The organism is Variovorax sp. HJSM1_2 (assembly GCF_049316285.1).
GTDB lineage: Bacteria > Pseudomonadota > Gammaproteobacteria > Burkholderiales > Burkholderiaceae_C > Rhodoferax_B.
This window is the reverse complement of sequence record NZ_JBMOXA010000005.1, coordinates 124,633-149,488: the sequence shown is the minus strand read 5'-3', so window position 1 is coordinate 149,488 and position 24,856 is coordinate 124,633. Positions and strand designations below refer to the sequence as shown.

23 protein-coding genes are annotated in these 24,856 nt (G+C 62.7%); 9 read left to right on the top strand and 14 right to left on the bottom strand.

All coding sequences use genetic code 11. The annotated features are described in order from the left end of the window. Nucleotides 1–7 precede the first annotated feature (7 nt). The gene (gene mraZ, locus ACFQ95_RS07535; RefSeq protein WP_422830227.1) at nt 8–436 is read right to left on the bottom strand and encodes a division/cell wall cluster transcriptional repressor MraZ; all 429 of its coding nucleotides are present in this window, start codon (nt 434–436) and stop codon (nt 8–10) included. A 570-nt stretch (nt 437–1,006) separates the two neighbouring features. On the opposite strand from mraZ, the gene ACFQ95_RS07530 reads away from it, so the two are divergent. Next, on the top strand, nt 1,007–1,159 hold the full coding sequence (locus ACFQ95_RS07530) for a hypothetical protein (protein ID WP_422830226.1): 153 nt from the start codon (nt 1,007–1,009) through the stop codon (nt 1,157–1,159). Nucleotides 1,160–1,482: 323 nt separating this feature from the next. Further along, nucleotides 1,483–2,154 (top strand): hypothetical protein, encoded by a 672-nt coding sequence (locus ACFQ95_RS07525; protein ID WP_422830225.1) that lies wholly within the window; start codon nt 1,483–1,485, stop codon nt 2,152–2,154. Between the two features lie 377 nt (nt 2,155–2,531). Here ACFQ95_RS07525 and ACFQ95_RS07520 read toward each other — a convergent pair whose 3' ends face one another. Together ACFQ95_RS07520 and ACFQ95_RS07515 are read right to left on the bottom strand one after the other, a co-directional pair. After that, a complete protein-coding gene (locus ACFQ95_RS07520) occupies nt 2,532–3,548 on the bottom strand; it encodes a zinc-dependent alcohol dehydrogenase family protein (protein ID WP_422830224.1) in 1,017 nt (338 codons plus the stop codon). A gap of 34 nt (nt 3,549–3,582) precedes the next feature. Next, nucleotides 3,583–4,341 carry an SDR family oxidoreductase gene (locus ACFQ95_RS07515; protein WP_422830223.1) on the bottom strand — a complete coding sequence of 253 codons (759 nt, stop codon included), beginning with the start codon at nt 4,339–4,341 and terminating at the stop codon, nt 3,583–3,585. A gap of 93 nt (nt 4,342–4,434) precedes the next feature. Here ACFQ95_RS07515 and ACFQ95_RS07510 point away from each other — a divergent pair, with 93 nt between their 5' ends. Continuing rightward, entirely contained in the window at nt 4,435–5,319 is an 885-nt protein-coding gene (locus tag ACFQ95_RS07510; protein ID WP_422830222.1) for a LysR substrate-binding domain-containing protein, read from the top strand. Nucleotides 5,320–5,478: 159 nt separating this feature from the next. Here ACFQ95_RS07510 and hslU read toward each other — a convergent pair whose 3' ends face one another. The 10 genes from hslU to ACFQ95_RS07460 all read right to left on the bottom strand — a co-directional run bounded on the left by hslU (nt 5,479) and on the right by ACFQ95_RS07460 (nt 16,875). Next, nucleotides 5,479–6,837, bottom strand: a complete 1,359-nt coding sequence (gene hslU, locus ACFQ95_RS07505; RefSeq protein WP_422830221.1) for an ATP-dependent protease ATPase subunit HslU — start codon at nt 6,835–6,837, stop codon at nt 5,479–5,481. Between the two features lie 3 nt (nt 6,838–6,840). Continuing rightward, nucleotides 6,841–7,389 carry an ATP-dependent protease subunit HslV gene (gene hslV, locus ACFQ95_RS07500; RefSeq protein ID WP_422830220.1) on the bottom strand — a complete coding sequence of 183 codons (549 nt, stop codon included), beginning with the start codon at nt 7,387–7,389 and terminating at the stop codon, nt 6,841–6,843. Nucleotides 7,390–7,532: 143 nt separating this feature from the next. After that, nucleotides 7,533–9,422 (bottom strand): STAS domain-containing protein, encoded by a 1,890-nt coding sequence (locus ACFQ95_RS07495; RefSeq protein WP_422830219.1) that lies wholly within the window; start codon nt 9,420–9,422, stop codon nt 7,533–7,535. 47 nt (nt 9,423–9,469) lie between these two features. Continuing rightward, nucleotides 9,470–10,342 carry an RNA polymerase-binding protein DksA gene (gene dksA, locus ACFQ95_RS07490; protein WP_422830344.1) on the bottom strand — a complete coding sequence of 291 codons (873 nt, stop codon included), beginning with the start codon at nt 10,340–10,342 and terminating at the stop codon, nt 9,470–9,472. Between the two features lie 430 nt (nt 10,343–10,772). Further along, nucleotides 10,773–11,840 carry a CobW family GTP-binding protein gene (locus ACFQ95_RS07485; RefSeq protein WP_422830218.1) on the bottom strand — a complete coding sequence of 356 codons (1,068 nt, stop codon included), beginning with the start codon at nt 11,838–11,840 and terminating at the stop codon, nt 10,773–10,775. A 217-nt stretch (nt 11,841–12,057) separates the two neighbouring features. Continuing rightward, a complete protein-coding gene (locus ACFQ95_RS07480) occupies nt 12,058–13,260 on the bottom strand; it encodes a class I SAM-dependent rRNA methyltransferase (RefSeq protein WP_422830217.1) in 1,203 nt (400 codons plus the stop codon). A gap of 95 nt (nt 13,261–13,355) precedes the next feature. Further along, the gene (locus tag ACFQ95_RS07475) at nt 13,356–14,327 is read right to left on the bottom strand and encodes a tyrosine recombinase XerC (protein ID WP_422830216.1); all 972 of its coding nucleotides are present in this window, start codon (nt 14,325–14,327) and stop codon (nt 13,356–13,358) included. A 14-nt stretch (nt 14,328–14,341) separates the two neighbouring features. Further along, a complete protein-coding gene (locus ACFQ95_RS07470; protein WP_422830215.1) occupies nt 14,342–15,025 on the bottom strand; it encodes a DUF484 family protein in 684 nt (227 codons plus the stop codon). A 16-nt stretch (nt 15,026–15,041) separates the two neighbouring features. Next, nucleotides 15,042–15,935, bottom strand: a complete 894-nt coding sequence (gene dapF / locus ACFQ95_RS07465) for a diaminopimelate epimerase (protein ID WP_422830214.1) — start codon at nt 15,933–15,935, stop codon at nt 15,042–15,044. 25 nt (nt 15,936–15,960) lie between these two features. Next, entirely contained in the window at nt 15,961–16,875 is a 915-nt protein-coding gene (locus tag ACFQ95_RS07460) for a LysR family transcriptional regulator (protein ID WP_422830213.1), read from the bottom strand. 119 nt (nt 16,876–16,994) lie between these two features. Between ACFQ95_RS07460 and ACFQ95_RS07455 the strand changes: the two genes are divergently transcribed. The 6 genes from ACFQ95_RS07455 (at nt 16,995) to ACFQ95_RS07430 (ending at nt 24,155) form a co-directional block, all read left to right on the top strand. Then, nucleotides 16,995–17,927 (top strand): dihydrodipicolinate synthase family protein, encoded by a 933-nt coding sequence (locus tag ACFQ95_RS07455; protein ID WP_422830212.1) that lies wholly within the window; start codon nt 16,995–16,997, stop codon nt 17,925–17,927. A gap of 32 nt (nt 17,928–17,959) precedes the next feature. After that, entirely contained in the window at nt 17,960–18,958 is a 999-nt protein-coding gene (locus tag ACFQ95_RS07450) for a Bug family tripartite tricarboxylate transporter substrate binding protein (RefSeq protein WP_422830211.1), read from the top strand. Between the two features lie 200 nt (nt 18,959–19,158). Then, the gene (locus ACFQ95_RS07445; RefSeq protein ID WP_422830210.1) at nt 19,159–19,857 is read left to right on the top strand and encodes an SDR family NAD(P)-dependent oxidoreductase; all 699 of its coding nucleotides are present in this window, start codon (nt 19,159–19,161) and stop codon (nt 19,855–19,857) included. Between the two features lie 46 nt (nt 19,858–19,903). Continuing rightward, nucleotides 19,904–21,070 carry a mandelate racemase/muconate lactonizing enzyme family protein gene (locus ACFQ95_RS07440; RefSeq protein ID WP_422830209.1) on the top strand — a complete coding sequence of 389 codons (1,167 nt, stop codon included), beginning with the start codon at nt 19,904–19,906 and terminating at the stop codon, nt 21,068–21,070. A gap of 282 nt (nt 21,071–21,352) precedes the next feature. After that, on the top strand, nt 21,353–21,931 hold the full coding sequence (locus tag ACFQ95_RS07435) for a PEP-CTERM sorting domain-containing protein (protein ID WP_422830208.1): 579 nt from the start codon (nt 21,353–21,355) through the stop codon (nt 21,929–21,931). A gap of 34 nt (nt 21,932–21,965) precedes the next feature. After that, on the top strand, nt 21,966–24,155 hold the full coding sequence (locus ACFQ95_RS07430; protein ID WP_422830207.1) for a phosphocholine-specific phospholipase C: 2,190 nt from the start codon (nt 21,966–21,968) through the stop codon (nt 24,153–24,155). Nucleotides 24,156–24,235: 80 nt separating this feature from the next. On the opposite strand, the gene ACFQ95_RS07425 is transcribed toward ACFQ95_RS07430, so the two are convergent. Then, entirely contained in the window at nt 24,236–24,814 is a 579-nt protein-coding gene (locus ACFQ95_RS07425; RefSeq protein ID WP_422830206.1) for a nucleotidyltransferase family protein, read from the bottom strand. Nucleotides 24,815–24,856: the final 42 nt, after the last annotated feature.

Sequence of the window (24,856 nt, the reverse complement as noted above, 5' to 3'; positions counted from 1 at the left end):
CGGGGCCTCAGAAGGAAAAGTCCTTGAAGGCATCGGGCATTTCGCCCTGCATGGCCTCGGCCTCTTTGGCGTCGTAGGTCGCTTTGTCCCAGAGTTCAAAGTGATTGCCCATGCCAAGCAGAACCGTGTCTTTGCTGATGCCTGCGGCCGTGCGCAACTCTGGCGGCACGAGAACGCGGCCTGTGCCATCCATTTCGACATCCATGGCATTGCCCAGAAAGATGCGCTTCCACCATTGCGCCGACATGGGCAGTTGCGCGATGCGTTCGCGAAACTTCTCCCACTCAGGGCGTGGAAACACCATCAGGCAGCCATCGGGGTGTTTGGTGATGGTGAGTTGACCGCCGGCCGTCGCGCTCAAGACGTCACGATGCCGGGTCGGCACTGACAGCCGCCCCTTGGCATCCAGACTTAGAGACGAAGGCCCTTGAAACACAAACCCACCCATCCTTGAGATTGATAGCGCAAGGGTGGGTTTTCACTTCGAAATCCCACTTAATTGCACTTTTTCCCACTGTAGCAGGAAAAGAACAAAGTGCACCTAGCAAAGCGGGGTATTTTTTGTAATCAAATCAACAACTTAGGCGCTATTATGCATGCCAGATCGAACAAAAATCTGTTCAAAATGAAGCACTTAGGGAAACTTCTGAATGTGTTGGTTTAGATACAGACCAGGCGGAAAAGCGGTTTCTGGCTTGACTGGCCCGGTTACTTATGGATTCAAACCGGCGCGTTAAACGCCAGCTGAGAGTTTACGAAGGTTTCAAACCAGGTCCGCTCTGCCACGCGGCGCACCCCAAGGCGCTGGGGGACACCGGCGGCGTCACCCTCAAGACACAGGCGGCACCGGGTCCATTTTCAGTTGGCACAGCGGTTGCATCACATGCTCGCCAGAACTTCACCACCGCAGTGAAGCCCGATTTCAGTGCTTGTTTGCTCACTGGCAGAGCAGCCGCGCCTGGTAATGAAGCGCGTTGACCTCTCAAACTTAAGACGGAGCACACCCATGAGCCGACCTGTTGTAGAAGAGAGTTATGACGATATGCGTTATATCGGGCTGACGGTAGGCTCCGTCGCCGGTGTGGCGCTGGTGGCAGCCTTCCTGGGCACGTTCATCTACATGGTGTTGCGAAGCCTGGCCCGCGTGCTGCCGGGCTGAACTGCGAGCCCGAAAAGCCGCCCGGGGAAACGGTCGGCTTTGGGTTTAGGAGAATCCGCTTTGCAGCGGGTGCGGCCGTTCGCGGTCGCCCTGTAAATTCACGGTCAGCGCTCTCAAGCCGCCCATCGGTGCGGCTGCCGGGGCTGGCCCGTGCGAGCGCAATGTGAGGTGCCGCAGACGTTGCCGGCGCGGGTATGAGGCCAGCACCGGCGCGACCCGGTCAATGACCGCTGTTCACTGCGCTGAACTCACGCAGCGGGTCGATCAAGGTCATCGGAGAGTGTTGGCCGACCGGCCGGCGGGCGTCCCTTATAGTGACGCCGATGACGAATCGACTGCAAGATGAAGTACGCCGACTGTTCCCGCCGCCGCTGCCGGACGGGAGCGTGCGGGCGCTTTGCATCGAGCTGGCCGGCCCGGCCGACTGGCGTTCGCTCGGTGCGCTGTGGCGCGGCGTTCAGGCCGAGCTGGACCTGCCGGCGCCGGGCATTGCCATTAATGGACGCCACGGCTATCAGCTGTGGTTCTCTACGGCTGCGCCAGTTGCTGCGACCGAGGCCGAGGCCTTCGCCGAGGCGCTACGCCGGCGCTGGCTGGCCCAAGCGGCCTCGCAACGCGTCCGCGTGCTGACCGCCAATCTCGAGGTCATCCTGCCCCCGCAGCAGGTGGCCGTCGAGCAATGGGCCGCCTTCGTGGCCCCAGACCTCGCCCCGGTGTTTGAGGACACGCCGTGGCTCGATGTGGAGCCCGGCGCGGAAGGACAGGCGGATCTGCTGGCCCGGCTGCAGACGATCCTGCTCGATGCCTGGCAGGAGGCGATGCGGCGGCTCGACGCGGCGCCTGTACCCGCGCAGCCCGGCCCGTCTGTTGTGACAACCGCACCGTTCGTCAACCAAGAGAGCGATCCGCGCGCCTTCCTGCTGCGCGTGATGAACGATCCGCATGTGGAGATGTCGCTGCGCATCGAGGCCGCCAAGGCGTTGCTCTCAAATTGAAATGTGCCTCTGGGGGCGATGCACCAGAACCCGCCGGAGCAGTTTCGAGCCCGAGTGACCAGTAATTCGCCCGCGCACCACCAGCCACTGATCGCCGTGCACCCGCCCTCGGAAGCAAACCAGTCAAAGGAGCAGCCAGCCGTCGAATGCCCGGTGACAGCCTCCGCAGTCGTTCAGCGGGTCACCCGCGTCTGACTCCAACCAGCCTGAAGCTGCCCCTGTGCTGCTCAGCTTTGCAGCCAAGCCGTCATAGCGGATGGCCAGCTTGAAAGCCGCCAATGGGCCGGTTCAGTCCGCAGTCCAGAAGCCGACGGTTGACCCTTGTGGCCCCCTTTCCACCCCACTGCCCTGGCCGACTGTGGAGCAGTTGAACAAAGTCACTGCACGATGGCAATCTTGCCAAAATGTTTTCCGCTGGCACTGAGTGCCGCATATGCCGCTGGCGCCTCATCGATGGCAAAGCTCTGGTCTATGACCGGCAGCATGCGATGCGCCGCGATGGCCCTGGCAGCGTCTGCCAAGTCGGCCACCGAGCCGGTGTTGTTGCCCACGATGCGCAGAGACTTGATGATGATAGGCAGCAGGTCTATGGACAACGAGGTGCCACCAACAAAGCCGAGCGTGAACACCGTGCCGCCGACTGCGGCTGCGTTGAGCGAACGCGCAAACGTCGCCGCGCCCACGGTTTCCACCACAAGATCGGCGCCGCGTCCGGCGGTGAGCTTCAGCACGGCTTCATCCCAGGCGGGCGTGGCGCGGTAGTTGACCAGGTGGTCCGCGCCAAGCTGGCGTGCACGCTCCAGCTTTTCGTCGGACGACGACAGCAGGATCACCGTCGCGCCGCTGGCCTTGGCGAACTGCAGAGCGAAGATGCTGACGCCGCCTGTGCCCAGCAATACCACGACGCTGCCGGGGCGCAGCGGCGCCGAGCGCACCGCGTTCCAGGCCGTGGTGGCGGCGATGGGCAACGCCGCTCCCTGGGCGAAATCCAGATGCGGCGGCAGCGCCACCAGGCTCGTCGCGGGCACCAGCACATAGTCGGCCAACGAGCCGGGCAGCGTGATGCCACGCATCGCCGCCACATTGCGCGCTGATATGGCCCCGCCCAGCCAGTTCGGCATGAAGTGCGGAACAACCCTGTCACCTATGGCCAGGCCTGGCGCTAAATGCGCCACACCTTCGCCCAGCGCAGCCACTTCGCCCGAGCCATCGGCAACCGGAACCATAGGAAAGCCCGCGCCGGGAAAGTGGCCCGTGGCGATGGCCACGTCCACGAAGTTCAGCGTGGCGGCGCGCAGGCGCACCAGCACCTCGCCAGGGCCGGCTTGGGGGTCGGGCAGCTCTACCTGGCGAAACGCCTTGAGGGAGGGAGCGGTCAGTTGAATGGCTTTCATGGGGTTTTCTCTGAATGTTGGTGAACGTTGCAACTTAATGCGCAAAGTGATGCATGCCACCGTCTACCGGAATCACGGCACCGGTGATGTAGCGCGCCTGCGGGGACGCCAGAAAGGCCACCAGATGGCCTATGTCTTCAGGCTCGCCGAAATAACCGATGGGAATGTGGCGGGCAATGAAGGCTCGTCGGCTGTCCTCGGTCGGGTGCAGCTTTTCGAGAATCTGCTCGCTGTGGATGCGCCCCGGCGCAATGGTGTTGACGGTGACGCCCTGGGCGGCGACCTCACACGACAGTCCCTTGGCCCACAAGTGCAGTGCGGCCTTGGCGGCCGTCGCGGCGTTCAGCGAGCGCGGCTCCATGGAGCCACTGATGTTGACGACACGGCCCCAGCCCCGCGCCTGCATCGATGGCAGCACGGCTTGTGTGAGCCGGCGTGCGGCGCTGAAATTCAGTGCAAAGGCTTCGTCCCAATCCGCATCAGGCGCATGCTGTTGCGTGGGGCGCGCACCGCCGGCGCAGTTGACCAGAATGTCGATCGGTCCAAGCGCGGCAGCTGCCTCGGCCGCCAGACGCTTCACCTGGTTGGGCTCGGTGACATCGGCTGCGACGACGACAGGCGCCAGGCCGTGGCTGTCTGCGAGCTGCGCGGCCAACTGTGCGAGTGCGGCGCCACGGCGCGCCACAAGCGCCAGACGCACACCTTCATGGGCCAGCACCCTCGCCACACCCGCGCCAATGCCGGCACTGGCCCCGGTGACCAGGGCGGTTCGCCCTCTGAGATTCAAGTCCATCACGGCTCCTTTCTAGAAAAGAAGCAGTGTTATTAGAAATTCACAATAGATAAACTAGCCATTAATGGATTCATTTGATACCAGGAGTTATGAATGGACTTGCTCGACAGCATGCAGGTGTATGTGCTGGCCGTAGAAAAAGGCAGCCTTAGCGCGGCGGCTGCCGCCAGCGGCATCTCGGCGACGATGGCCGGCAATCACTTGCGTAAGCTGGAACAGCGCCTGGGCATGCAGTTGCTGCATAGGACCACGCGTCGACAGCACCTCACGGCCCTGGGAGAGGACTACTACGCGCGCTGCAAGGAAATCCTCAGCTTGGTGGCCGAGAGCGATAAACAGGCGCAGAACCTGCAATTGGCGCCCGCCGGCAAGCTGCGTATCAGCGCGCCCGTGACCTTTGGTACCGAGGCCTTGATACCGGCCTTGTCGGTTTACCTGGCGCGTTATCCCGAGGTCAGCGTCGATGTGTCCCTGAGCGACCGCGTGGTCGATCTGGCGGAGGAAGGCTTGGAAGCCGCGATCCGTATCGGCGAGTTGCTCGATTCGGCGTTGATCGCCAAACCGCTCGCGCCTTACCGGTTGATGATCTGCGCGTCGCCCGACTACCTGGCGCGCAGGGGCACGCCGAGCCAGCCCGAAGAACTGAGCCAGCACGAGTGCCTGTCCTTCAGCCCGGCGGCGTTGGCCAGTTGGCGGCTGCAGGGCGCAGATGGTGCATCGCGCATTCCCGTGTCAGGGCGCGTGCAGGTCAATCACGGGCCGGCCTTGCGCGTGGCCGCCCTGCACGGTTTGGGCATCGTGCTGCAGCCGGCGATTCTGCTGGAAGCGGATGTACAAGCCGGACGCCTGGTACGGCTGTTCCCCGACCATCAATTACCGGTTCGGCCCATGAGTGTGGTCTATTTGCCGGACCGCTATCGGTCACCCAAGCTCAGGAGTTTTGTGGACTTCCTGGTCGAGCGATTCGCCAGCCCATGAACGACAACAAACGTCCGCAGCACGCAACTTCGGGCCAGCCCTGATTGCGGCGGTATCACGTGCCCGAACGGGCGCAACTGGCGTCAAGCGCATCTAGTGGAGAGAACTTGTCTTGGGATGAGCAAGCACTTGACGCCCGCCAGTTGCAACACCCATGCATCACAGGATGTAGCGGGACAAATCTTCGTTTTGACTCAGTTCCTGCAATCGAGCATCGACGTAGGCCGCATCGATTTCTATCGTCTGCCCTTCCAGCTTGGTGGCACCGAAGCTGACTTCGTCCAGCAGCCGCTCCATCACCGTAGACAAACGCCGTGCACCAATGTTTTCGGTGCGCTCGTTCACATCGAAGGCGATATGCGCCAAGCGGGTGATGCCCTCTGGCGTGAACACCAGGCTCACGTTCTCGGTGGCCAGCAAGGCTTGGTACTGCTTCACCAGGGACGCATGGGTTTGCGTAAGTATGGCTTCGAAGTCCTGCACCGACAGGGACTGCAGCTCCACACGGATGGGCAAACGCCCTTGCAGCTCGGGAATCAAGTCGCTGGGGCGGCTCAGATGGAACGCGCCAGAGGCAATGAACAGAATGTGGTCCGTCTTGATGGGGCCATATTTGGTCGAAACCGTGGTGCCTTCCACAAGCGGCAGCAAATCGCGCTGCACCCCCTGGCGCGACACTTCACTGCCTTGCCCTTCACCGCGCGAAGCCACTTTGTCGATCTCGTCTATGAACACAATGCCGTTCTGCTCAGCGTTGAAGATCGCCTTGGCCTTGAGTTCTTCCTCATTGACCAATTTGGCAGCCTCTTCATCTACCAAAAGCTTCATCGCTTCGGCGATCTTCAGTTTGCGCGTTTGGCGTTTGGCAGATCCCATCTGGCTGAACATGCCGCGCAACTGCTCGGTCATTTCTTCCATGCCTTGAGGCCCCATGATCTCCAGCTGAGGACGCGCGTCAGCCACATCGATCTCAATTTCCTTGTCGTCGAGTTGGTGCTCGCGCAGCTTCTTGCGGAACGACTGGCGCGCAGGACTGTCACCTGCGGCAACGGCTGCGCCGGTTTCAACAGAGCTCAAACGCGCAGGGGGAATCAGGATGTCGAGCACACGCTCTTCGGCCGCGTCTTCGGCACGCATGCGCACTTTTTGTTTTTCGGATTCGCGGGTCTGCTTGACGGCGACATCGACCAGATCGCGAATGATGGCATCCACGTCTTTGCCGACATAGCCCACTTCGGTGAACTTGGTGGCCTCGACCTTGATGAAGGGCGCATCGGCAATACGCGCCAGGCGGCGCGCAATTTCGGTTTTGCCCACGCCGGTGGGGCCAATCATCAAGATATTTTTCGGCGTGATTTCACCGCGCAGCTTTTCGTCCACCTGCTGACGGCGCCAGCGGTTGCGCAGCGCGATCGCCACCGCGCGCTTGGCCTGTTGCTGGCCGACGATGTGGCGGTCCAGTTCGGAGACGATTTCTTGGGGCGTCAAAGCGTAGGAAGACGTGGAGGATGAACTCAAGATTTACTCCAGCGTTTCAATGGTGTGGTTCATGTTGGTGTAGATGCAGACTTCGCCTGCAATTTCTAGCGACTTCTTGACGATGTCGCGGGCGCTGAGTTCGGTGTTGTCAAACAAGGCAATCGCCGCCGATTGCGCAAACGTGCCGCCCGAACCAATGGCCACAATGCCGCGCTCGGGCTCCAACACGTCGCCGTTGCCGGTGATGATGAGCGAGGCCTCCTTGTCGGCCACGGCCAGCATGGCCTCCAGGCGGCGCAACACGCGGTCGGTGCGCCAGTCTTTGGTGAGCTCAATCGCGGCACGCACCAGGTGGCCCTGGTGTTTTTCGAGCTTGGCTTCAAAGCGCTCGAACAAGGTGAAGGCATCGGCCGTGGCACCGGCGAAACCAGCGAGCACACGCCCGTGGTAGAGCTTGCGCACTTTGCGCGCCGTACCTTTGACAACGGTGTTGCCTAAAGTGACTTGCCCATCCCCACCAATGGCGACTTGTACGCCGTTGGCGGTTTGGCGCCGCACGCTGAGAATGGTTGTACCGTGAAACTGTTCCATAACTTTTCAGAATGAGGGCAGAGTTTGAAAACTCAAGCCAGGAATGCCTCTGAAGAGAGGCGTTGGAGACGATAGTTGGCCATGAAATGCGTCGTGGTGGCGCAAGCCCAACGCGCAATCAGAAGGTGCCGCTAGGCCAAGCCTCAGTTACGCCGCAGAATGATCTTGGCATTCTCGTTGATGCCGATCACGTTGAAAAACGTTGCCACCAGCCGGTGCACATCACGGAACTCCACGCGGCGCCCGACCGCTTGCTGCGTGGCCGCCCAGTTCAAAATCGAGCCTGCCGCAGAAAAGTCCGCACGGATGAGGTTCTTGCAGGAAATCACCATCAGTCCGTCGCCGCGCACCTGGTTTTCCAGCGGCGCCAGCAAGGCGCCAGCGTCCCCGGTGACCACACCCGATAACAAGCCCATGCAGACCGGCGCCGTAGACGGCTCAAGTTCCAGCACCGGCAACACCTGGTCCTGCTCGCCCGGCTCACCCTCCACGCCGGGAGTTTCGGGCAGGTCATCCAACAACGCCAGGTCGAACGCGTCTTCGGCCTGCACTTCCTCAAAACTCGACTGCGCATCACGCCACGATGGTGGCGATACCTCGTAGGTGACGCAGTACTCCAGCGCCACCAGGTCAAATGCGTCCTGCTGGCCCATGATGCGCAACAGCTCCATGCGCAGCCGCCACGCCTGCTTGGGCACCGTGGCGTCGCCCGCAGGTGTGGCCGCGCGCAGCACGTTTTGCAGGCGCTCACTGTTGGCAAACATCAGTTTGACCGACCGCCCGGCAAGATCACTCAACAAGCCGACCAAGACATTCATGGCGTCCGAGTCCAGCGGGGCAGCGAGTGCCCCCCAGTTCAGCCGCAAGGTAGGCGCGGCCTTGGCCTGTGCCGCCGCTTGCAAAGCCATGGCGGCGGAGGCGGTCAACTGGGCCGGACAAGTCCAGCGAAAGACCGTGGCATTCGCGGCCTGGTCGCCAGCACCGCCGGTCAAGCCATTGAGCTCGGGCATGGAAAACCACGCCGGCGCAGACAGGCTGAAACGCGTGGCGAAGTCGATGCCAGCGGAATCAAATCCGTCCTGCCGGCCGGTGGCACGATAAAAATCAAACAAGGTCAGCCATATATCTGCGAGCGTCGACCCCGCTGGCGGCTGGTCGATCAGCGCCAGAATCGCGTCTTCGGCGCCCTCATCATCGCCATTGGCAAAATGGATGGCGGCCTCTTCCAATACCGGATCGTGCACAAATTCGGGGCCGGCATCGGACTGCGCAACAACGGCGTCGTAATCCAGCTCAAGCGCCTCGTCCAACGCAGCAAGCATGTCGACGATAGGCTCATGCATGCCCTCGCCTCGCGCCATGGCGGCGGCCAGCCCGGACTCTATGGGCAGGATATCGGTCTTGGGGAAATTGGTATCTTTGAATGAGCGCGCAGCTGAGGCATCAAGTGCCGAAGCCCCCGGCACCGTATTGAGCACCGTGGCCGCAAAATGGTGCGAGGCATGCTCCGCATCCAGGCTGTCCGTCAAACTCATCGGCAGCGAACGCTCGGCGTCCAGGCTATGCGGGCGGGTCACCTCGGAACTTGCAGCGGACAAACCGCCGGCCGCCGCCGAGGCACGCAGCAGACCGGCACGTGAAGACAGCGGCACAGGGTTGGATGCACCCACATCTTTCGACTTCCACCACTGCTTGGACATCTGCTCTTCGATCTCGTCGATCTTTTTGAGCGTGCCAGCACGATCGTCGGTGGTGGATTGCAGACTGCTTTGGAAAAACGACGGACGGCCAGACGTGTCACTGTGCGTCTGAGCTTCGCGTTGCCTGAGTTTTCGCAGTTGATCGAACTCACGCCGCCGCACGAAATCGTTGCGGCGCTTGCGCTCGATCATCTCCTTGAGCATCTGCTTGCTGTAGATGCTTTCTTTGTCGAGCTCCGGTTGGTCCAGATCGGACCAGTTGACCGTCGGGTTACGAACGAACTTGACGACCTTTGAGAGTAAACCGGAGGGTTGTTGTTCGTCTTGGGCCATGAACTACATCCATCCTGAAGACGAAAAACTTCGCGCTGCAGCCAAGCTTAATCGCCAAACATCTTTTGCTTGAGTTCGCGGCGCTGTTGCGCCTCGAGCGACAACGTCGCCGTAGGACGCGCCAGCAAGCGGCCAACCCCTATGGGCTCACCGGTTTCATCGCAGTAGCCGTAGTCGCCGGCATCGATGCGGTTGATCGACTGTTCGATTTTCTTCAACAGCTTGCGCTCGCGGTCACGGGTACGCAATTCGAGTGCGTGCTCTTCTTCGATGGTGGCGCGGTCGGCGGGATCGGGCACCACCACCGTGTCTTCACGCAGGTGCTCGGTGGTTTCACCAGCGTTGTTCAGCATGTCTTGCTTGAGCAGAACCAGCTTGTGCCGAAAGAACGCCATTTGCTTCTCGTTCATGTACTCAGCGTCCGGCATGGCCAGCACTTCGGCATCAGACAACTGATCCACCGGGGTGGTTTTCCAGTTGTTTGCCAGTTTGGGGTCTTTTTTTGCAGCCATGTGAGGAGGGGAAACGATCATCGGAGAAGGAATATTCTGTAAGTAACTAGCTTTGGCGGCCGTCGAGGCCACCGATTGAGCCATTGATGGTACGGTGATTTGGGCAAGCCGGGAAGAGGCTCGCGCACTTTTCGGTGGGGCCAGCGTAGACGAGGGCACACTTTGCGCAGGCTGCTGAACATACACCGGTGTACGCACGGCCACAGGCTCGGGTGCCGCCGCCGGCTTGGGTTCAAGCACAGGCATCGCGGGTTTGGCCGCAGGCGCTTTGGCCGCAACGGTTTTGGCAACAGGAGCCGCCTTGGCGCTGGTCTTTTTGGCTGCTGCGGGAGCCGCAGCCTTGGCGACTTCCTTAGCGACTTCCTTGACGGAAGCGGTCTTCTTGGATGGACTGGTCTTGGGTTTCACAACAGGCGCCGGTGCGGCCGCCGCCTTGGCACTCTTGGGTGCGCTGGCGGGGGAGGCCTTAGGAGTTGATTTGGCCACGGCCTTGGCTGCGGGCTTGCTGACCGGCTTGGCAACAGCTTTGGGGGCTGCCTTGCTGCCGGCTGGCTTGGTACCTGGTTTTGCACCTGGCTTGGTGGCCGCACTGCTGCGGCCTTCTGCCTTGGGCTTGCTGCTACTGGAGCGTGCCGGGCGATCGCTGGCTTTGTCCAGCGCCTTATTGTTCACGCCGGGCTTGGCCGCAGCGGCTTGAGGCTTATCTACGCTTTCGGGACGAGGAGTCCGCGCAGCTCCGCCGGCGCGCCCCTCTTCCACGACACCGAAGGCCAAACCCATCATTTGCAGAAACGTTGCAATCATTTAGTCCATCCGGCAGAAAACACAGATTAAAACCTCAAATCAAACACTGCTCCATACCTTGCGAAAAGATGTCTTGCGGCAAATCGATGCCGATAAACACCATTTTGCTGGTGCGTTTCTCATCGGGCGCCCACGCCGGGCCCAAATCGCTGCCCATGAGCTGGTGAACACCCTGAAAAATTACCTTGCGCTCCGTACCCTGCATGTTTAACACACCTTTGTAGCGCAACATGCGGGGTCCGTAAATATTCACGATCGCACCCAGGAAGTCTTCCAGCTTGGCGGGGTCGAAAACACGGTCCGAACGGAACACAAAACTTTTCACATCGTCGTCATGGTGATGATGGTGGCCGTGGCCGCCCTCGTGCCCATGGTCGTGATCATGCTTGTGCGACGGGTGGTCGCAGTGCTCGCCATGTTCGTGGTCATGGTGGGCATGGTCGTCTTCCTTGAGGAAGTCGGGGTCGATGTCGAGCTTGGCGTTGAGGTTGAAGCCACGCAGGTCAAACACTTCCGACAATGGCACTTCGCCAAAATGCACGGCTTTTTGCGGCGCACGCGGGTTCATGTGCTTCAGGCGGTGGATCAAGGCATCAACTTCGTCCTTGGCCACCAAATCGGTCTTGCTGATGAAGATCTGGTCGGCAAAACCCACCTGGCGGCGCGCTTCCTGGCGATCATTGAGCTGGGTGGCGGCGTGTTTGGCGTCGACCAGCGTCAAGATCGAGTCGAGCAGGTAGCTTTCGGCGATTTCGTCGTCCATGAAGAAGGTTTGCGCCACGGGGCCGGGATCGGCCAGGCCTGTGGTTTCGATCACCACACGTTCGAAGTCGAGCAAACCCTTGCGTTTTTTGGCGGCCAGCAGGCTCAGCGTGGAGCGCAGGTCTTCGCGGATGGAGCAGCAGATGCAGCCGTTGTTGAGCTGGATGATCTGCTCACCGGGCTCGGACACCAAAATTTCGTTGTCGATGTTTTCTTCACCGAACTCGTTTTCGACGACGGCGATCTTCTGGCCGTGGGCTTCGGTCAAAACGCGCTTCAGCAGCGTGGTTTTGCCCGACCCCAGAAAGCCCGTCAGGATGGTCACGGGAATGAGGCTCATGTTTTCCTTGGAAGCACCCAGGGGCAAAAGCCGTTGCGCAGAGTCCGGGATGCGCCGCCGACACACATGTATGGGCCTACGGCGCAAGCACGGCCTGCCCCAGAAATGCAAACTACTGCGAATAAATTAGGTGGGGAGTGTACTGGGCCTTTCAATGCCCCTTGGCACCGAGTCTTGCCAGCACACCTATGGTTTGTTCGTAGATGCGCTGTTCGACTCAACGGCGCACCACCACCAGCCCCTTCAAATACTCCCCTTCGGGGAAGCTCAGCGTCGCGCTGTGGTCGGGTGCGCCACTCAGGCGGTCGGTGATAAAACCGTCCACTCCCGCGTCGTTGCCCGCCGATGCAACGATTTTGTGGAACAGATCGGGGCTGATGCCGCCCGAACACGAATAGGTGAACAACACCCCGCCCGGCGCCAGCAGCTTGAAGGCGAGACGGTTGATGTCTTTATAGGCACGCGCCGCACGCTCGGCATGTGCCACGGTGGGCGCAAACTTGGGCGGGTCGAGCACGATGCCGTCAAACGTGCGGCCTTCAGCGCCGAACTGGCGCAGCGAAGCGTTCACATCCGCGTCCATAAAGTCGGCGCTGCTGTTGGCAAAGCCGTTGCGCGCCACGTTGGCGCGCGCCCGCTCCAGCGAGGGGCCGGACGAATCTATGGACGTGACATGCCCCACGCCTTCAAGCCCGGCCGCACGCATGCCCGCCAGCGCCGCCACCGAGAAACCGCCGGTGTAGCAATAACAGTTGAGCACACGCTGCAGGCCCAGGCGCTGGGTCACATCGGCCATTTTCTTGCGGCTGTCGCGCTGGTCCAGATAAAAACCGGTCTTATGGCCTTCGGCAATGTCCAGGCCTAGCTGCCAGCTGTGTTCGCGTATCACCAACTCGGTTGGCCCCTCACCTGCCAGCCAGCCGGTGGACGCGGGCAGGCCTTCTAGCGCACGCGGGCCGGTGTCCGAGCGTTCGTACAACTTGCTCAGACCAGTCGCGTCGAGCAGCGCCTGCACGATGACGCTTTTCCAGCGTTCCACGCCGCAGAACAAAAACTGCGCCACCAGCGTGTCGCCATATTGGTCGACGATCAGGCCAGGAATGCCGTCGGACTCGCCATGCACCAGGCGCACGCCGTCGCTCTGAATATCAAAATGGGCTCTAGCGTTGACTGCACGCGCAACAGCAGCTACAAAAAACGAAGCATCGATGCGCACAGCCTCGTCAAAGCTCCAGGCCCGTGCACGGATTTTGGAGCTGGGGCTGAAGCCGGCCCAGGCGAGGAATTTGCCGTCGTGTGATTCCACACGCACGGTTTCACCCGCGTCGCCGCCGCCTTTGGCGATGGCCGATTCAAAGATCCAGGGATGGTGACGTTGGAGCGAGCGTTCTTTGCCCTCGCGCAGGCGTAAGGTTTTCATGGCCGCCATTTTCGGGCTTTTGGCTGCAGGCACGTGCCCAACGCCTAAATATCAGCCAAACAAGCTGCTGAGGCTCATCTGGCGAGCCCAAGCCGCTACTTTTTCGATAGCTTGGCGCGCGGATGCGCCGCGTCATACACCTTGGCCAGGTGCTGAAAGTCCAGCCGCGTGTAGACCTGGGTGGTACTGATGTTGGCGTGGCCCAGCAGTTCCTGCACCGCACGCAGGTCACCACTGGACTGCAACACGTGGCTGGCAAACGAGTGGCGCAGCATGTGGGGGTGCACCGGCATGGCCAGCCCGGCCAACTGGCTGCGCCGCTGCAGCCGCTGCCAAATGGCCTGGGCCGTGAGGCGTGTGCCGCGCCGCCCGGTGAACAGGGCCGACGACAGCGCCGCTGCGGGCACTTCGCCACGCACACCCAGCCATAACTGCAAGGCTTCTAGCGCCTTGCTGCCTATGGGCACACTACGGCGCTTGCTGCCCTTGCCCAGCACGTGGGCCTCGCAGGCGTCGAGATCGATCCAGCCCTTGGACTCGGCGCTGGGCCGCGCATCCAGCCCCACCAGTTCACCCACCCGCAGACCGCTGCCGTAAAGCAGCTCCACCATGGCGGCATCACGCGCGTCCAGCCAGGGGTCGTCGCCCGCGTCGCTGAAGTCGGCAAAGGCGGTGGCGTCGTCCACCCCCATGGCTTTGGGCAAGGGTTTGGGCGCTTTGGGCGCACGCACGTCCTGCACCGGGTTGGCGCTGACCAAGCCTTCGCGCCCCAGCCATTTATACAGACCGCGCCAGCCCGAGAGGATCAGCGCAATGCCACGCCCGCTGCGCCCCTTGCTGTGCATTTGCGCCACCCAGCGGCGGATGTGGCTGTGCTGCACCTGCGTCAGCCCCACGCCGGCCGTGGCTGCGGCCAGCGCCAGCTTGGCCAGGTCTTCGCGGTACAGCGCCACGGTGCGCTCAGCCAGGCGCTTTTCAACCTCGACGTGGCTCAGGTAACGCGCCACCAGCGCCTGGTCGGCGGCGCTGAGCTCGGGGGCAACGGGGGCATCGGCGGCTTGGCCCACGGGAGGTATTGTTTTTAAGACTGCAGGCGCGACAAGGCAGCGCTGGCCAACTCGGCAATGCGCTCCAGAAAGTCCGTGCCCATGGCCGACTCAAAACGCGATGCATCGGGCGACGCCAGCACCAGCATGCCAAACGCGGGGACGGCGCTGCCGATGGGGCCGGCGCGCAAGGGCAACAACGCCAACGACACCGCAGCCGCCGGATCGGGCAGCCAGGACACGGCCTCAAAGCCCGAATTCACGCCGCAGAACGGTGCCGTGAGCGAGCTGGCAAAAGTGCGTGCGTCTTCGCTCACGCCCTGCGCATAAGACGCATGTGCAAACGCCGGTGCCACACCCCAGACCTTGATGGCGGCTTGCGGCACGGCGAACTGCTCCACCACTTCGTTGCTGATGCGGTCCGGCAACTCGATCGCGTCGCGCGTGGCCAGCAGCTTGCCGGCCCAGCGTTGCAGCTTGTCGGCAATGATCATGTTTTCGTTGCCGTGGCGGATCATGTCCATGATGCGGTGTTCCAGGCCCTTGATCTTCTCGCGCAGCATCTCGGCCTGGCGCTCTTGCAGGCTCACGGCGCGGTGGCCGTGTGGGCTGGTCATTTGTACCGAAGCCAAAATTTCCGAATGCCGCTCGAAGAACTCGGGCGTATTGACCAGGAAGTTGGCGATGTCGTCTTCGGTGATCGGGTTGGTTTGGTTCATGGTCTTGTAGAGAAAGTTAGGCCGGCAGTTCAGCCGGCGCGTCGGGAACGTCAATCGTCCCCTGGAATACGGTGGTGGCCGGGCCGGTCATGTAGACCGGGGCGTCTTCGGTGCCGGCCCAATCAATGGTCAACACCCCGCCCAGCGTCTGCACGTCCACACGCGGGTCTAGCAGCCCCAGGCGAATGCCGGCAACCACGGCCGCACACGCGCCGGTGCCACAGGCCAGGGTTTCGCCCACGCCGCGTTCAAACACCCGCAGGCGCACGTGGCTGCGGTCCACTACCTGCAAAAAACCGGCATTCACACGGCGCGGAAAACGCACATTGTTTTCCACCAGCGGGCCCAGCGTGGCCACGGGCGCGGTGTCGACGTTGTCGACCAGGTGCACGGCATGGGGGTTGCCCATGGACACGACCGCTACCAAAAATGGAGCAGCTTGCGCATCACCCGCGAGCGTCAGCGGCCACTTTTGCCAAGAACCGCTAGGCTCGGGCGTCAAGCCCGCGGCGTCAAACGGTATCTGCGGCAAATCGAACACCGGCGCGCCCATGTCCACGGTGACGCGGCCATCGGGCTTGATTTGGGGTGCGATGACGCCGCTTTTGGTGGCCACACGTATGGTGTCCTTGGCGGTCAGGCCAGACTCGAACACAAAGCGCGCAAAACAGCGCGCGCCGTTGCCGCATTGCTCGACCTCGCCGCCATCGGCGTTGTGGATCACGTACTCAAAGTCTATGCCCGCAGCGGGTGCGGGGCGTACGGTGAGGATTTGGTCGGCGCCCACGCCGAAATGGCGGTTGGCGAGAAAGCGGTACTGGGCGGGCGTCAGGCCCAGGCGGCCTCGGGTCTCATCGAGCACCACGAAGTCGTTGCCAGCGCCCTGCATTTTGGTAAACGGGATTCGCATGCGGCCATTATCAGCGCATGCAGGGTTAAGACTGCGCGCTGCGCGCCCAAACCGCTTCTGACAGCGGTGTCTGTGTGGTCGTGGCGCGAAACAGCCGAATTTCCACCGGCACGCGCCACGCTGCGTCGTCGGTGATCAGCACCAGGCGGCCCTCGGCCAGCTCGGCCGTGATCAAGCTGCGCGGCAGCCAGGCCAGGCCACGCCCTTCCAGCGCCATGGTTTTCAGCAGCACCGCATGGTGCGAGGTGATGGCCGGCTTGAAGCGTGTCTGGCTCAAGACCTGCTGCATCAGCGTGCGCATGATCTGGCCCAGGCCGGACTCGGGGCTATAGGCCAGCACCGGCACGGGCTCGGACCCTTCCAGCAGGTGTGGGCGTGTGCCCGGCGCCGCCACCGGCACCAACTGGTCTTGCCCCACACAAGCGTATTCAAAGTCGGGGGACTGCAGCCGGGTCGCCACCGCCGCGTGGCCGTAACACAGCAGGAATTGCACGCGGTGGTTCAGCATCAGGTCTTCGCAGGCCTGAAAGCTGTCGGACACCATGTGGATAGGCCCCAGCTGCATGGGCAACTGCTGCTCCACACGCTGCAGCCAGGCCGGGAAAAACGCCATAGACAACACATGGGTGGCGGCCACGCGCAGGCTGCGCCCGGCCAGTTCCTGCGCCTCGTGGGCGCGGGTGCGTGCCTGGGTCAGGCGCAGCACCACGTCACGCGCCACGTCCACCATCACCTCACCGGCGGGTGTGGGGGTGGCCGGGTGCTGCGAGCGGTCGACCAGGGCCACACCGGCCCATTCTTCCAGCGAACGGATGTGCCGGCTGAACGCCGGTTGCGCAATGCTGCGCGCCTGCGCGGCGCGCGAGAAGTTGCCACTCTCGGTCAGCGCCAAAAAGTCCTCAAGCCATTCGAGGTCTAGCGGTCGGTTCACGGGGCCCATGGATGGTGTTCAGTCTCGTTTGAATAGTTCTATGCGATTCGGGTATTGGACGCTGCGCCGCCGGCTCGAGATGATGCCGCCAGTTCAGCAGCTTTCCAAACCAACAGGAGACACTCAGCATGCCTACCATTGAGAATTATCGCGGCATTGTTCCGGCCATTGCCTGCCCCTTCACGGCCGATGGAGCCATAGACGAACCCGCACTGCGCCGCCTGGCCTCGTGGCTGGCCAGCCACAAGGGTGTGGTGGCGGTGATGACCAACGGCCACACCGGCGAGGTGTTTTCGCTCACGCCGCTGGAGCGCGCCCAGGTCACACGCATCGTGGCCGATGAGTTGCGCGGCAAGATCCCGGTGATCTCGTCCATCGTCTGCGAAGGCCTGGCCGACGCCGCCGACCACGCGCGCCTGGCCAAGGAAGCCGGCGCCGCCGCACTCGACGTGATGCCGCCGCACCACTGGCTGCGCTTCGGCTTCCACGCCGACCACGCGCTCACCTATTTCGACGCCATCTGGCAAGCGTCCAAGCTCGACCTGGTGTGCCACGTCTACCCGGCCTACAGCAAGGCCTCGTATTCATCGGCCCTGCTGGCCGCCCTGGCGCGCCTGCCCTATGTGCAGGCCTTCAAGGTGGGCCAGCGCGAAATGAGCAAATACGCCCGCGACCTGAAAGCCAGCCGCGACGCCGATGCGAGCAAGGCCATCCTCACCTGCCACGACGAATACCTGCTGGCCTCCATGGTGCAAGGTGTGGACGGCGCACTCGTCGGTTTTGCCAGCTTCATTCCACAGCTCATCATCGACCTGTTTGCCGCCGTGCAAAAGGGCGACCTGCATGAAGCCATGCGCATCCAAAGCATCATCACGCCGCTGAAGGAAGCGGTGTACGGCGCGGGCGAACCCACGGGTGAAGCACACGCCCGCATGAAGACCGCGATGAAGTGCGCCGGCGTGATTGCGAATGACTTTGTGCGTGCGCCCACACACCGCCCCTCGGCCGCCGAAGAAGCCGAGATCCAGCGCGCCGTGGCCGCGGCCGGCCTGGCCCGCTAAGCCCAAGCCCAGCACTTCGGAGGAGACAAAAAATGCAAACCCAAAAGAATTCAACATCCCGCCGCACGGCTCTTGGCCTGGCTGTCGCCCTGGCGGCGGGCACGCTGCTCACCGTTGCGGCCCCCGCCTGGGCCCAACAAGCCTACCCCTCACGTGTGGTGCGTGTGGTGATTCCCTTCCCGCCCGGCGGCACCCTCGACACCGTGGGCCGGCAACTGGCGCAAAAACTCAGCGAACAAACCGGTCAGAGCTTCATCATTGAAAACCGCCCCGGCGGCAACGGCACGATTGGCGCGGACATCGTGGCCAAGGCCCCAGCGGACGGCTACACGCTGCTGTTCAACGCGTCCACCTTTGTCACCGCGCCCATGACCATGAAGTCCGTGCCCTACGGCATTGTGAAAGACTTCTCGCCCGTGGCACTGGTGGCCAAGGCGCCGCTGTCGGTGGCCATCAACAAGAACCTGCCTATCACCGATGTCAAGACGCTGATCAGCTACGCGCAGGCCCACCCCGGGCGCATGACGTTTGCCGTGGGCTCCATAGGCTCGGCCGGGCACTTGTCGACCGAACTGCTGAAACGCGCGGGCAACCTCGACTACATGATCGTGCCTTACAAGGGCACGGCACCCGCATTCCAGGACTTGATCGGTGGCCAGATCGACGGCTTCATAGACCCCATCCTGGGCTCGCTGCAGTACCACAAGAGCGGCATGCTGCGTGTGGTGGCGGTCACATCTGCCACACGCGCGCCCAACCTGCCCGACGTGCCCACCGTGAGTGAAACCATTCCCGGTTATGAGTTCTACAGCTGGTACGGCCTGTGGGGCCCGGCCAAGCTGCCGGCCGATATCACCAACAAGCTGAACACCGAGGTCAACAAGGCGCTGGCAGGCGACATGAAGGACAAGCTCAAGGAGCAAGGCCTGTTGCTCACGCCCGGCTCGGTGCAGGACTTTGTGAAGTTTCAGCAGGAGGACATGGCGCGTTCGCAGAAGATCATCACGGAGGGCAATATTCGTGTGGACTAGAACACCCCCAGTCTTCGCGCACTGCGTGTCGCTGCGCCAACCCCCTTGCAGGGAAAAGACTTTGGCTCACCCCCAGTCTTCGCGCACTGCGTGTCGCTACGCCAACCCCCTTGCAGGGGGCAACACCAGCGGCCTGGCAAAGCCAGTTCCGCGGTGTTCTGCGATTAAGGCAGGCACGTCCTTTTCTGTTGGAGGTGTGCATGAGTAGCTTGTCTCAACACGCGGTGGTCACGGGCAGCAGTGCGGGCATTGGGCGGGCTATTGCGTTGTCGTTGCTCGCGAGTGGCTGGCGCGTCACGGGGTTGGACGTTGCGGCGCCTTGCATTGAGCAGGCGGGGTTTACACATGTGGCGCTGGACTTGAGCCGGGGCGACGACATTGCGCGTGCTGCAGCGTCTTTGCGCGGCGTCGATGCCTTGGTGCATGCCGCTGGGGTGCTGCGTGTGGGGCCGCTGGGGCAATTGGAGCCTGCCGGGGGCGAGTTGATGTGGCGGCTGCATGTGGACGCGGCGACGCGGCTGGCCGATGTTTTTTTGCCCGCCATGGCGGCCAAGGGCGCCGGGCGCATGGTGCTGATTGGCAGCCGTGTGGCACAGGGCATGCCGGGACGCAGCCAGTATGCGGCCACCAAGGCGGCGCTGGTGGCGCTGGCGCGCAGCTGGGCGGCCGAGGTGGCGGCACAGGGGGTGACGGTGAATGTGATCTCGCCAGCGGCCACACAGACCGGCATGTTGAACGACCCTTCACGTGTTGGCAGTGCGCCACGCCTGCCGCCGATTGGCCGGCTCATACAAGCCGAAGAAATTGCCGCGCTGGTGGGCTACCTGTTGTCGCCCGCTGCTGCGGCCATCACCGGGCAAGACATTGCCATTTGTGGCGGGGCCTCGCTACCACGTTAAGTGCCCCGCTGAATCCTTTCACTGTTTTCCAACCACCACGACTCTCATGAAAATCGTCGACATCATCGAATCCACGCGCCCGATCAAATCGGACATCCGCAACGCCTACATCGACTTCTCGAAGATGACCCTGAGCCTGGTGGCCGTGGTGACCGACGTGATCCGCGATGGCCGCCCCGTCATAGGCTACGGCTTCAACTCCAACGGCCGTTACGGCCAGGGACATCTGGTGCGCGAACGTTTCCGCCCGCGTGTGCTCGAAGCTGCACCGCGTTCGTTGCTCGATGACACCGGCGACAACCTCGATCCGCACAAGATCTGGGCCAGCATGATGACCAACGAAAAGCCTGGCGGCCATGGCGAGCGCAGCGTGGCCGTGGGCACGATCGACATGGCCGTGTGGGACGCCACAGCCAAGATCGCCGGCCTGCCGCTGCACGAACTGCTGGCCCAGCGCTATGGCACGGGCAAGGCCAACCCCAAGGTGTTTGTCTACGCCGCCGGTGGCTACTACCACCCCGGCAAAGGTCTGCAAGGCCTGCGCGACGAGATGCAAAGTTACCTCGACCGCGGCTACTCGGTGGTCAAGATGAAGATTGGCGGCGCCAGCCTGGTCGAAGACCAGGAGCGCATAGAAGCCGTGCTGAAGATGCTGCGCCCCGGCCAACAACTGGCGGTGGACGCCAACGGCCGCTTCGACCTGGCCACCGCCGTGGCCTACGGCAAGGCCATGTCGCAGTACCCGTTGTTCTGGTACGAAGAAGCTGGCGACCCACTCGACTTCGAATTGCAAGCGCGCCTGGGCGAAAGCTACACCGGCCCCATGGCCACGGGCGAAAACCTGTTCTCCATGCAAGATGCACGCAACCTCATACGCTACGGCGGCATGCACAAGGAGCGCGACTACCTGCAGTTCGACTGCGCGCTGAGCTACGGCCTGGTCGAATACCTGCGCACGCTGGACATGCTCAAGGAATACGGCTGGTCGCCCAGCCGCTGCATCCCGCATGGCGGCCATCAAATGTCGCTGGCGATTGCGGCCGGCCTGGGCCTGGGCGGCAACGAGTCCTACCCGGATCTGTTCCAGCCCTATGGCGGCTTCCCGGATGGCGTGAAGGTAGACAACGGCTTTGTCACGCTGCCGTCACTACCGGGCATTGGCTTTGAGGGCAAGGCCGATTTGTATGCGGAGATGAAAGCCTTGGCGAGCTAAGGCGAGGCTGATCCGTTTTGTCACCCTGGCCTGCACCGCCACACCCTTATGGCGGTGCAGGCCATGGTTTTTTGCGCTGAGCAAACAGCCGCTTTTTCACCTTCAGCCGCTGGCGTTTGACCTGCGGCACACACAGCGCGGCAGCAAACACTGCCACACAAACTCGCACACACGCACACACACGGTCATCAAACTGTCGTGTGCGCCTCCTAGGATCGCGCGGCACCACGTCATAACGCGGGGTGTTCAGAACGCTCTTTAACTAATCCTGGGAGAAACTCGATGAGACACGCCATTCGCGGCTTGATCGCCAGTGCGGCCTTGGCCGTTTGTGCACCTTTTGCCTCTGCAACCGTACTCACGTTCGACAACCTCGTTGGTGCCGACGGTTACGCAAGCGTCCCTGCCAACTACGGTGGCCTGGACTGGTCGGCCGAGGGCTGGTCGGTGTTCACCGGCGCCCAGTACCCGTTCACGGCGCACTCCGGTGATGGCCGCGTCACTACCGGCTGGGGCAGCGACGACAGCGCCAGCCTCATCCGTTTTCTGACACCCACGGTATTCGACGGCGCCTGGTTCGCTGGTTATGAAGATGTGACGGTGACGTTCCAGATGTTCCTCAACGGCAATCTGGTCGCCACCTCGTCCACGCTGGGTCTGTCGGATGTGTCCAGCTTCCTTTCGAGCGGCTGGAGCGGCGCCATCGACTCGGTGCTGGTGTCCAGCGCCTACCAGGCCAACTACGTCATGGACGACTTCACCTTCCATGCGCTGAACCAAATACCGGAACCCGGCACGCTGGCGCTGAGCTTGCTCGGCCTGGCCTTTGTGGCCCACGCCGCACGCCGCCGCAACAGCTGACCCATCCCACAAACCCACATTCGCAGGCCACCCCATGACTGACACCAATCGCCGCAGTTTCTTGCGCGCCGTCGGCAGCGCCGCAGGCGCCACCGCCGCCATGACAACGTTCCCGCCCGCCATCGCGCGTGCGCTGTCCATCAATGCCGCACGTCGCGCCGGTACGCTGGAAGACGTTCAACACATCGTGGTGCTCACGCAAGAGAACCGCTCCTTCGACCACTATTTCGGCACACTCAACGGCGTGCGCGGTTTTGCCGACCGCTTTCCTATTCCCGTGGCCAACTCGGCCGGCATCACCGGCAAAAACGTCTGGTACCAGCCCAACGCCACGGCTGGCGCCACGCCGCCAGTGCTGGCCCCGTTCCGCCTGGACACCGTCAACAACTTCCCCTTGATGCGCGTGAACGGCACGCCGCACGGCTGGATCGACGCGCAGAACGCCTGGGATCACGGCCGCATGAACAACTGGCCGTTAGCCAAGCGCAACCACTCCATGGGCCACTATGCGCAGGCCGACTTGCCATTCCAGTGGGCCATGGCCAACGCCTTCACGCTGTGTGACGACTACCACTGCTCCTCGCAGACCGGCACCAACCCGAACCGACTGTTTTTGTTCACCGGCACCAACGATCCGCTGGCGCGCGGCAACGGCCCGGCCACCTACAACGACTACGACTGGTTTGACGGCAACCACGGCGACGGCGGCTACACCTGGACCACTTATCCCGAACGGCTACAGGCCGCGGGCATCAGCTGGCAGGTCTACGAAGACATGGCCGACAACTACACCGACAACCCGTTGGCCGGTTTCCAGACCTTCCGCGCCGCCTGGTACCAGAAGCCGGGCTACTCGGAGGCACTGCGCCAACGCGGCATCAGCACGCGCCATCTGGACTTGCTGAAGGCCGACGTGCTGGCCGACAAACTGCCCCAGGTTTCATGGGTCGTGGCCCCCTCCAAGGATTCCGAGCACCCAAGCCCTTCGAGCCCGGCACAAGGTGCGGACTACACCGCCCGCCTGCTGGACGCTTTGACGGCCAACCCCGACGTCTGGGCCAAGACCGTGCTGTTCATCAACTTCGATGAAAACGATGGTTTCTTCGACCACGTGCCACCACCGGCCGCGCCTTCCTTCCTGGGCCAAGGCAGCTACGCCGGTGCCTCCACCGTCGACACCACCGGCGAATACCACACCGTAATGTTGCCGTACGACGGCTATTACAACGACCCGAACGAAGTCGCGCTGATGCAGCGCCCCTATGGCATGGGCCCACGTGTGCCCATGTACGTGTTGTCGCCCTGGAGCCGCGGCGGCTGGGTGAATTCGCAGGTGTTCGACCACACCTCGGTGATCCGTTTCATGGAAGCGCGTTTTGGTGTGATGGAGCCCAATATCTCCGCCTGGCGCCGCGCCGTGGCCGGCGACCTGACCTCGGCCTTCAACTTCGCCGACCCCAATGACACGGCCTTCTTCGCCAGCCTGCCCGCCACGCTAACCCTGGCCAACCGCTCACGCGCACTGCCCGGCCGCACCACACCGGCCATGCCGCAGACCACCGCGCTGCCGGTGCAGGCCGATGGTGTGCGCCCCTCGCGCGCCCTGCCCTACGAGTTGCACACCAACTGCGACATCGCGGCCGGTGCCACGTTGGCCGCCACGCAGGTCACACTCACGTTCGGCAACACTGGCCGCCAGACCGCCGTGTTCCACGTCTACGACCGGCGCAACCTCACGGCCATTCCACGCCGCTACACCGTGGAGCCCGGCAAGACGCTCACCGGCAATTGGGCGCCGGTGACCGGTGGCGCCTACGACCTGTGGGTGCTCGGCCCCAACGGCTACCACCGCCATTTCACCGGCAACGCCATGCGCGCCGTGGCCGCCGGCCAGCCCCGGCCCGATGTGCAGGTGCGCTGCGACGGCGCCACCGGCGAGCTGGTGATGCGCCTGATGAACAGCGGCACCGCCCCCTGCACCCTCACGCTGACGGCCAATGCCTACAGCACGCAGTCGGGCAGCTACGTGCTGCCGGCGCGCAGCGAGCAGACCATTCGCCTGCAGATGAAGAGCAGCGGCTACTGGTACGACTTCAGCGCCAAGGTTAACGGCCAGCCAGACTTCAGCCGCCGCTTCGCCGGCCGCATTGAAACCGGCCTGGCCTCGTTCACCGACCCGGCCATGTTCGGCCCCGCCATAGGCGAGCAACTGCGCATTGGCTGACGCCTGCACAGCATGAGAAAACCCTCGCCACGGCGCTTGCCATGGCGAGGGTTTTTATTCAACGAACAAAGCGCGCAGCCTCAGGCTGCGCCCACACACCGCAACCACGGCCAGCGCTGCTGGTATGACGCCGCCTTGCGTTCATACAGTTCGCGGTGCGGTACCAGCGGATTCATCGCCAGCAAACCACCGTACAAGTCGGCAAAACCGTTGGGTGCATAAACCTCGCGTGGGTTCATGCCCACGCAGGTCGAGGGGATCAGAAAGCGGTCTATGCCGTCCTTGGCGCATGTCAGCGCTTGCGGATAGGGGTGGCCAAAATGGCTTTCATACCAAAGATGCACACGCGCCTGGTTGCACACCTCCAGCGTGACGCGCAGATCGGCAAAGACCTCTTGCACGCGCCGCTGCACGGCCTGTTCGGCCTCGGCCGACAAATCGTCTGCATCAAAGTAAAACAGGTCGTAATCCTTGATGCCGGTATCGGGTGCACGCTTAGACAGTCGGTTCCACACCGTCTGGAACAGGCAACCGGCCACCAGCCAGCCATCGGGCAAATACAGGGCGTCCCAGCGCGCGAGGATCTGGGCGTTGTGCGGGTTCTGATGAACGTCGTAGATAAATTGGTCTTGTGACGTAGGAGCTGACTGGTTGTTCATAAAAACTGCTAACACATGGCTTTGCTGAGCAAAGCATACGCC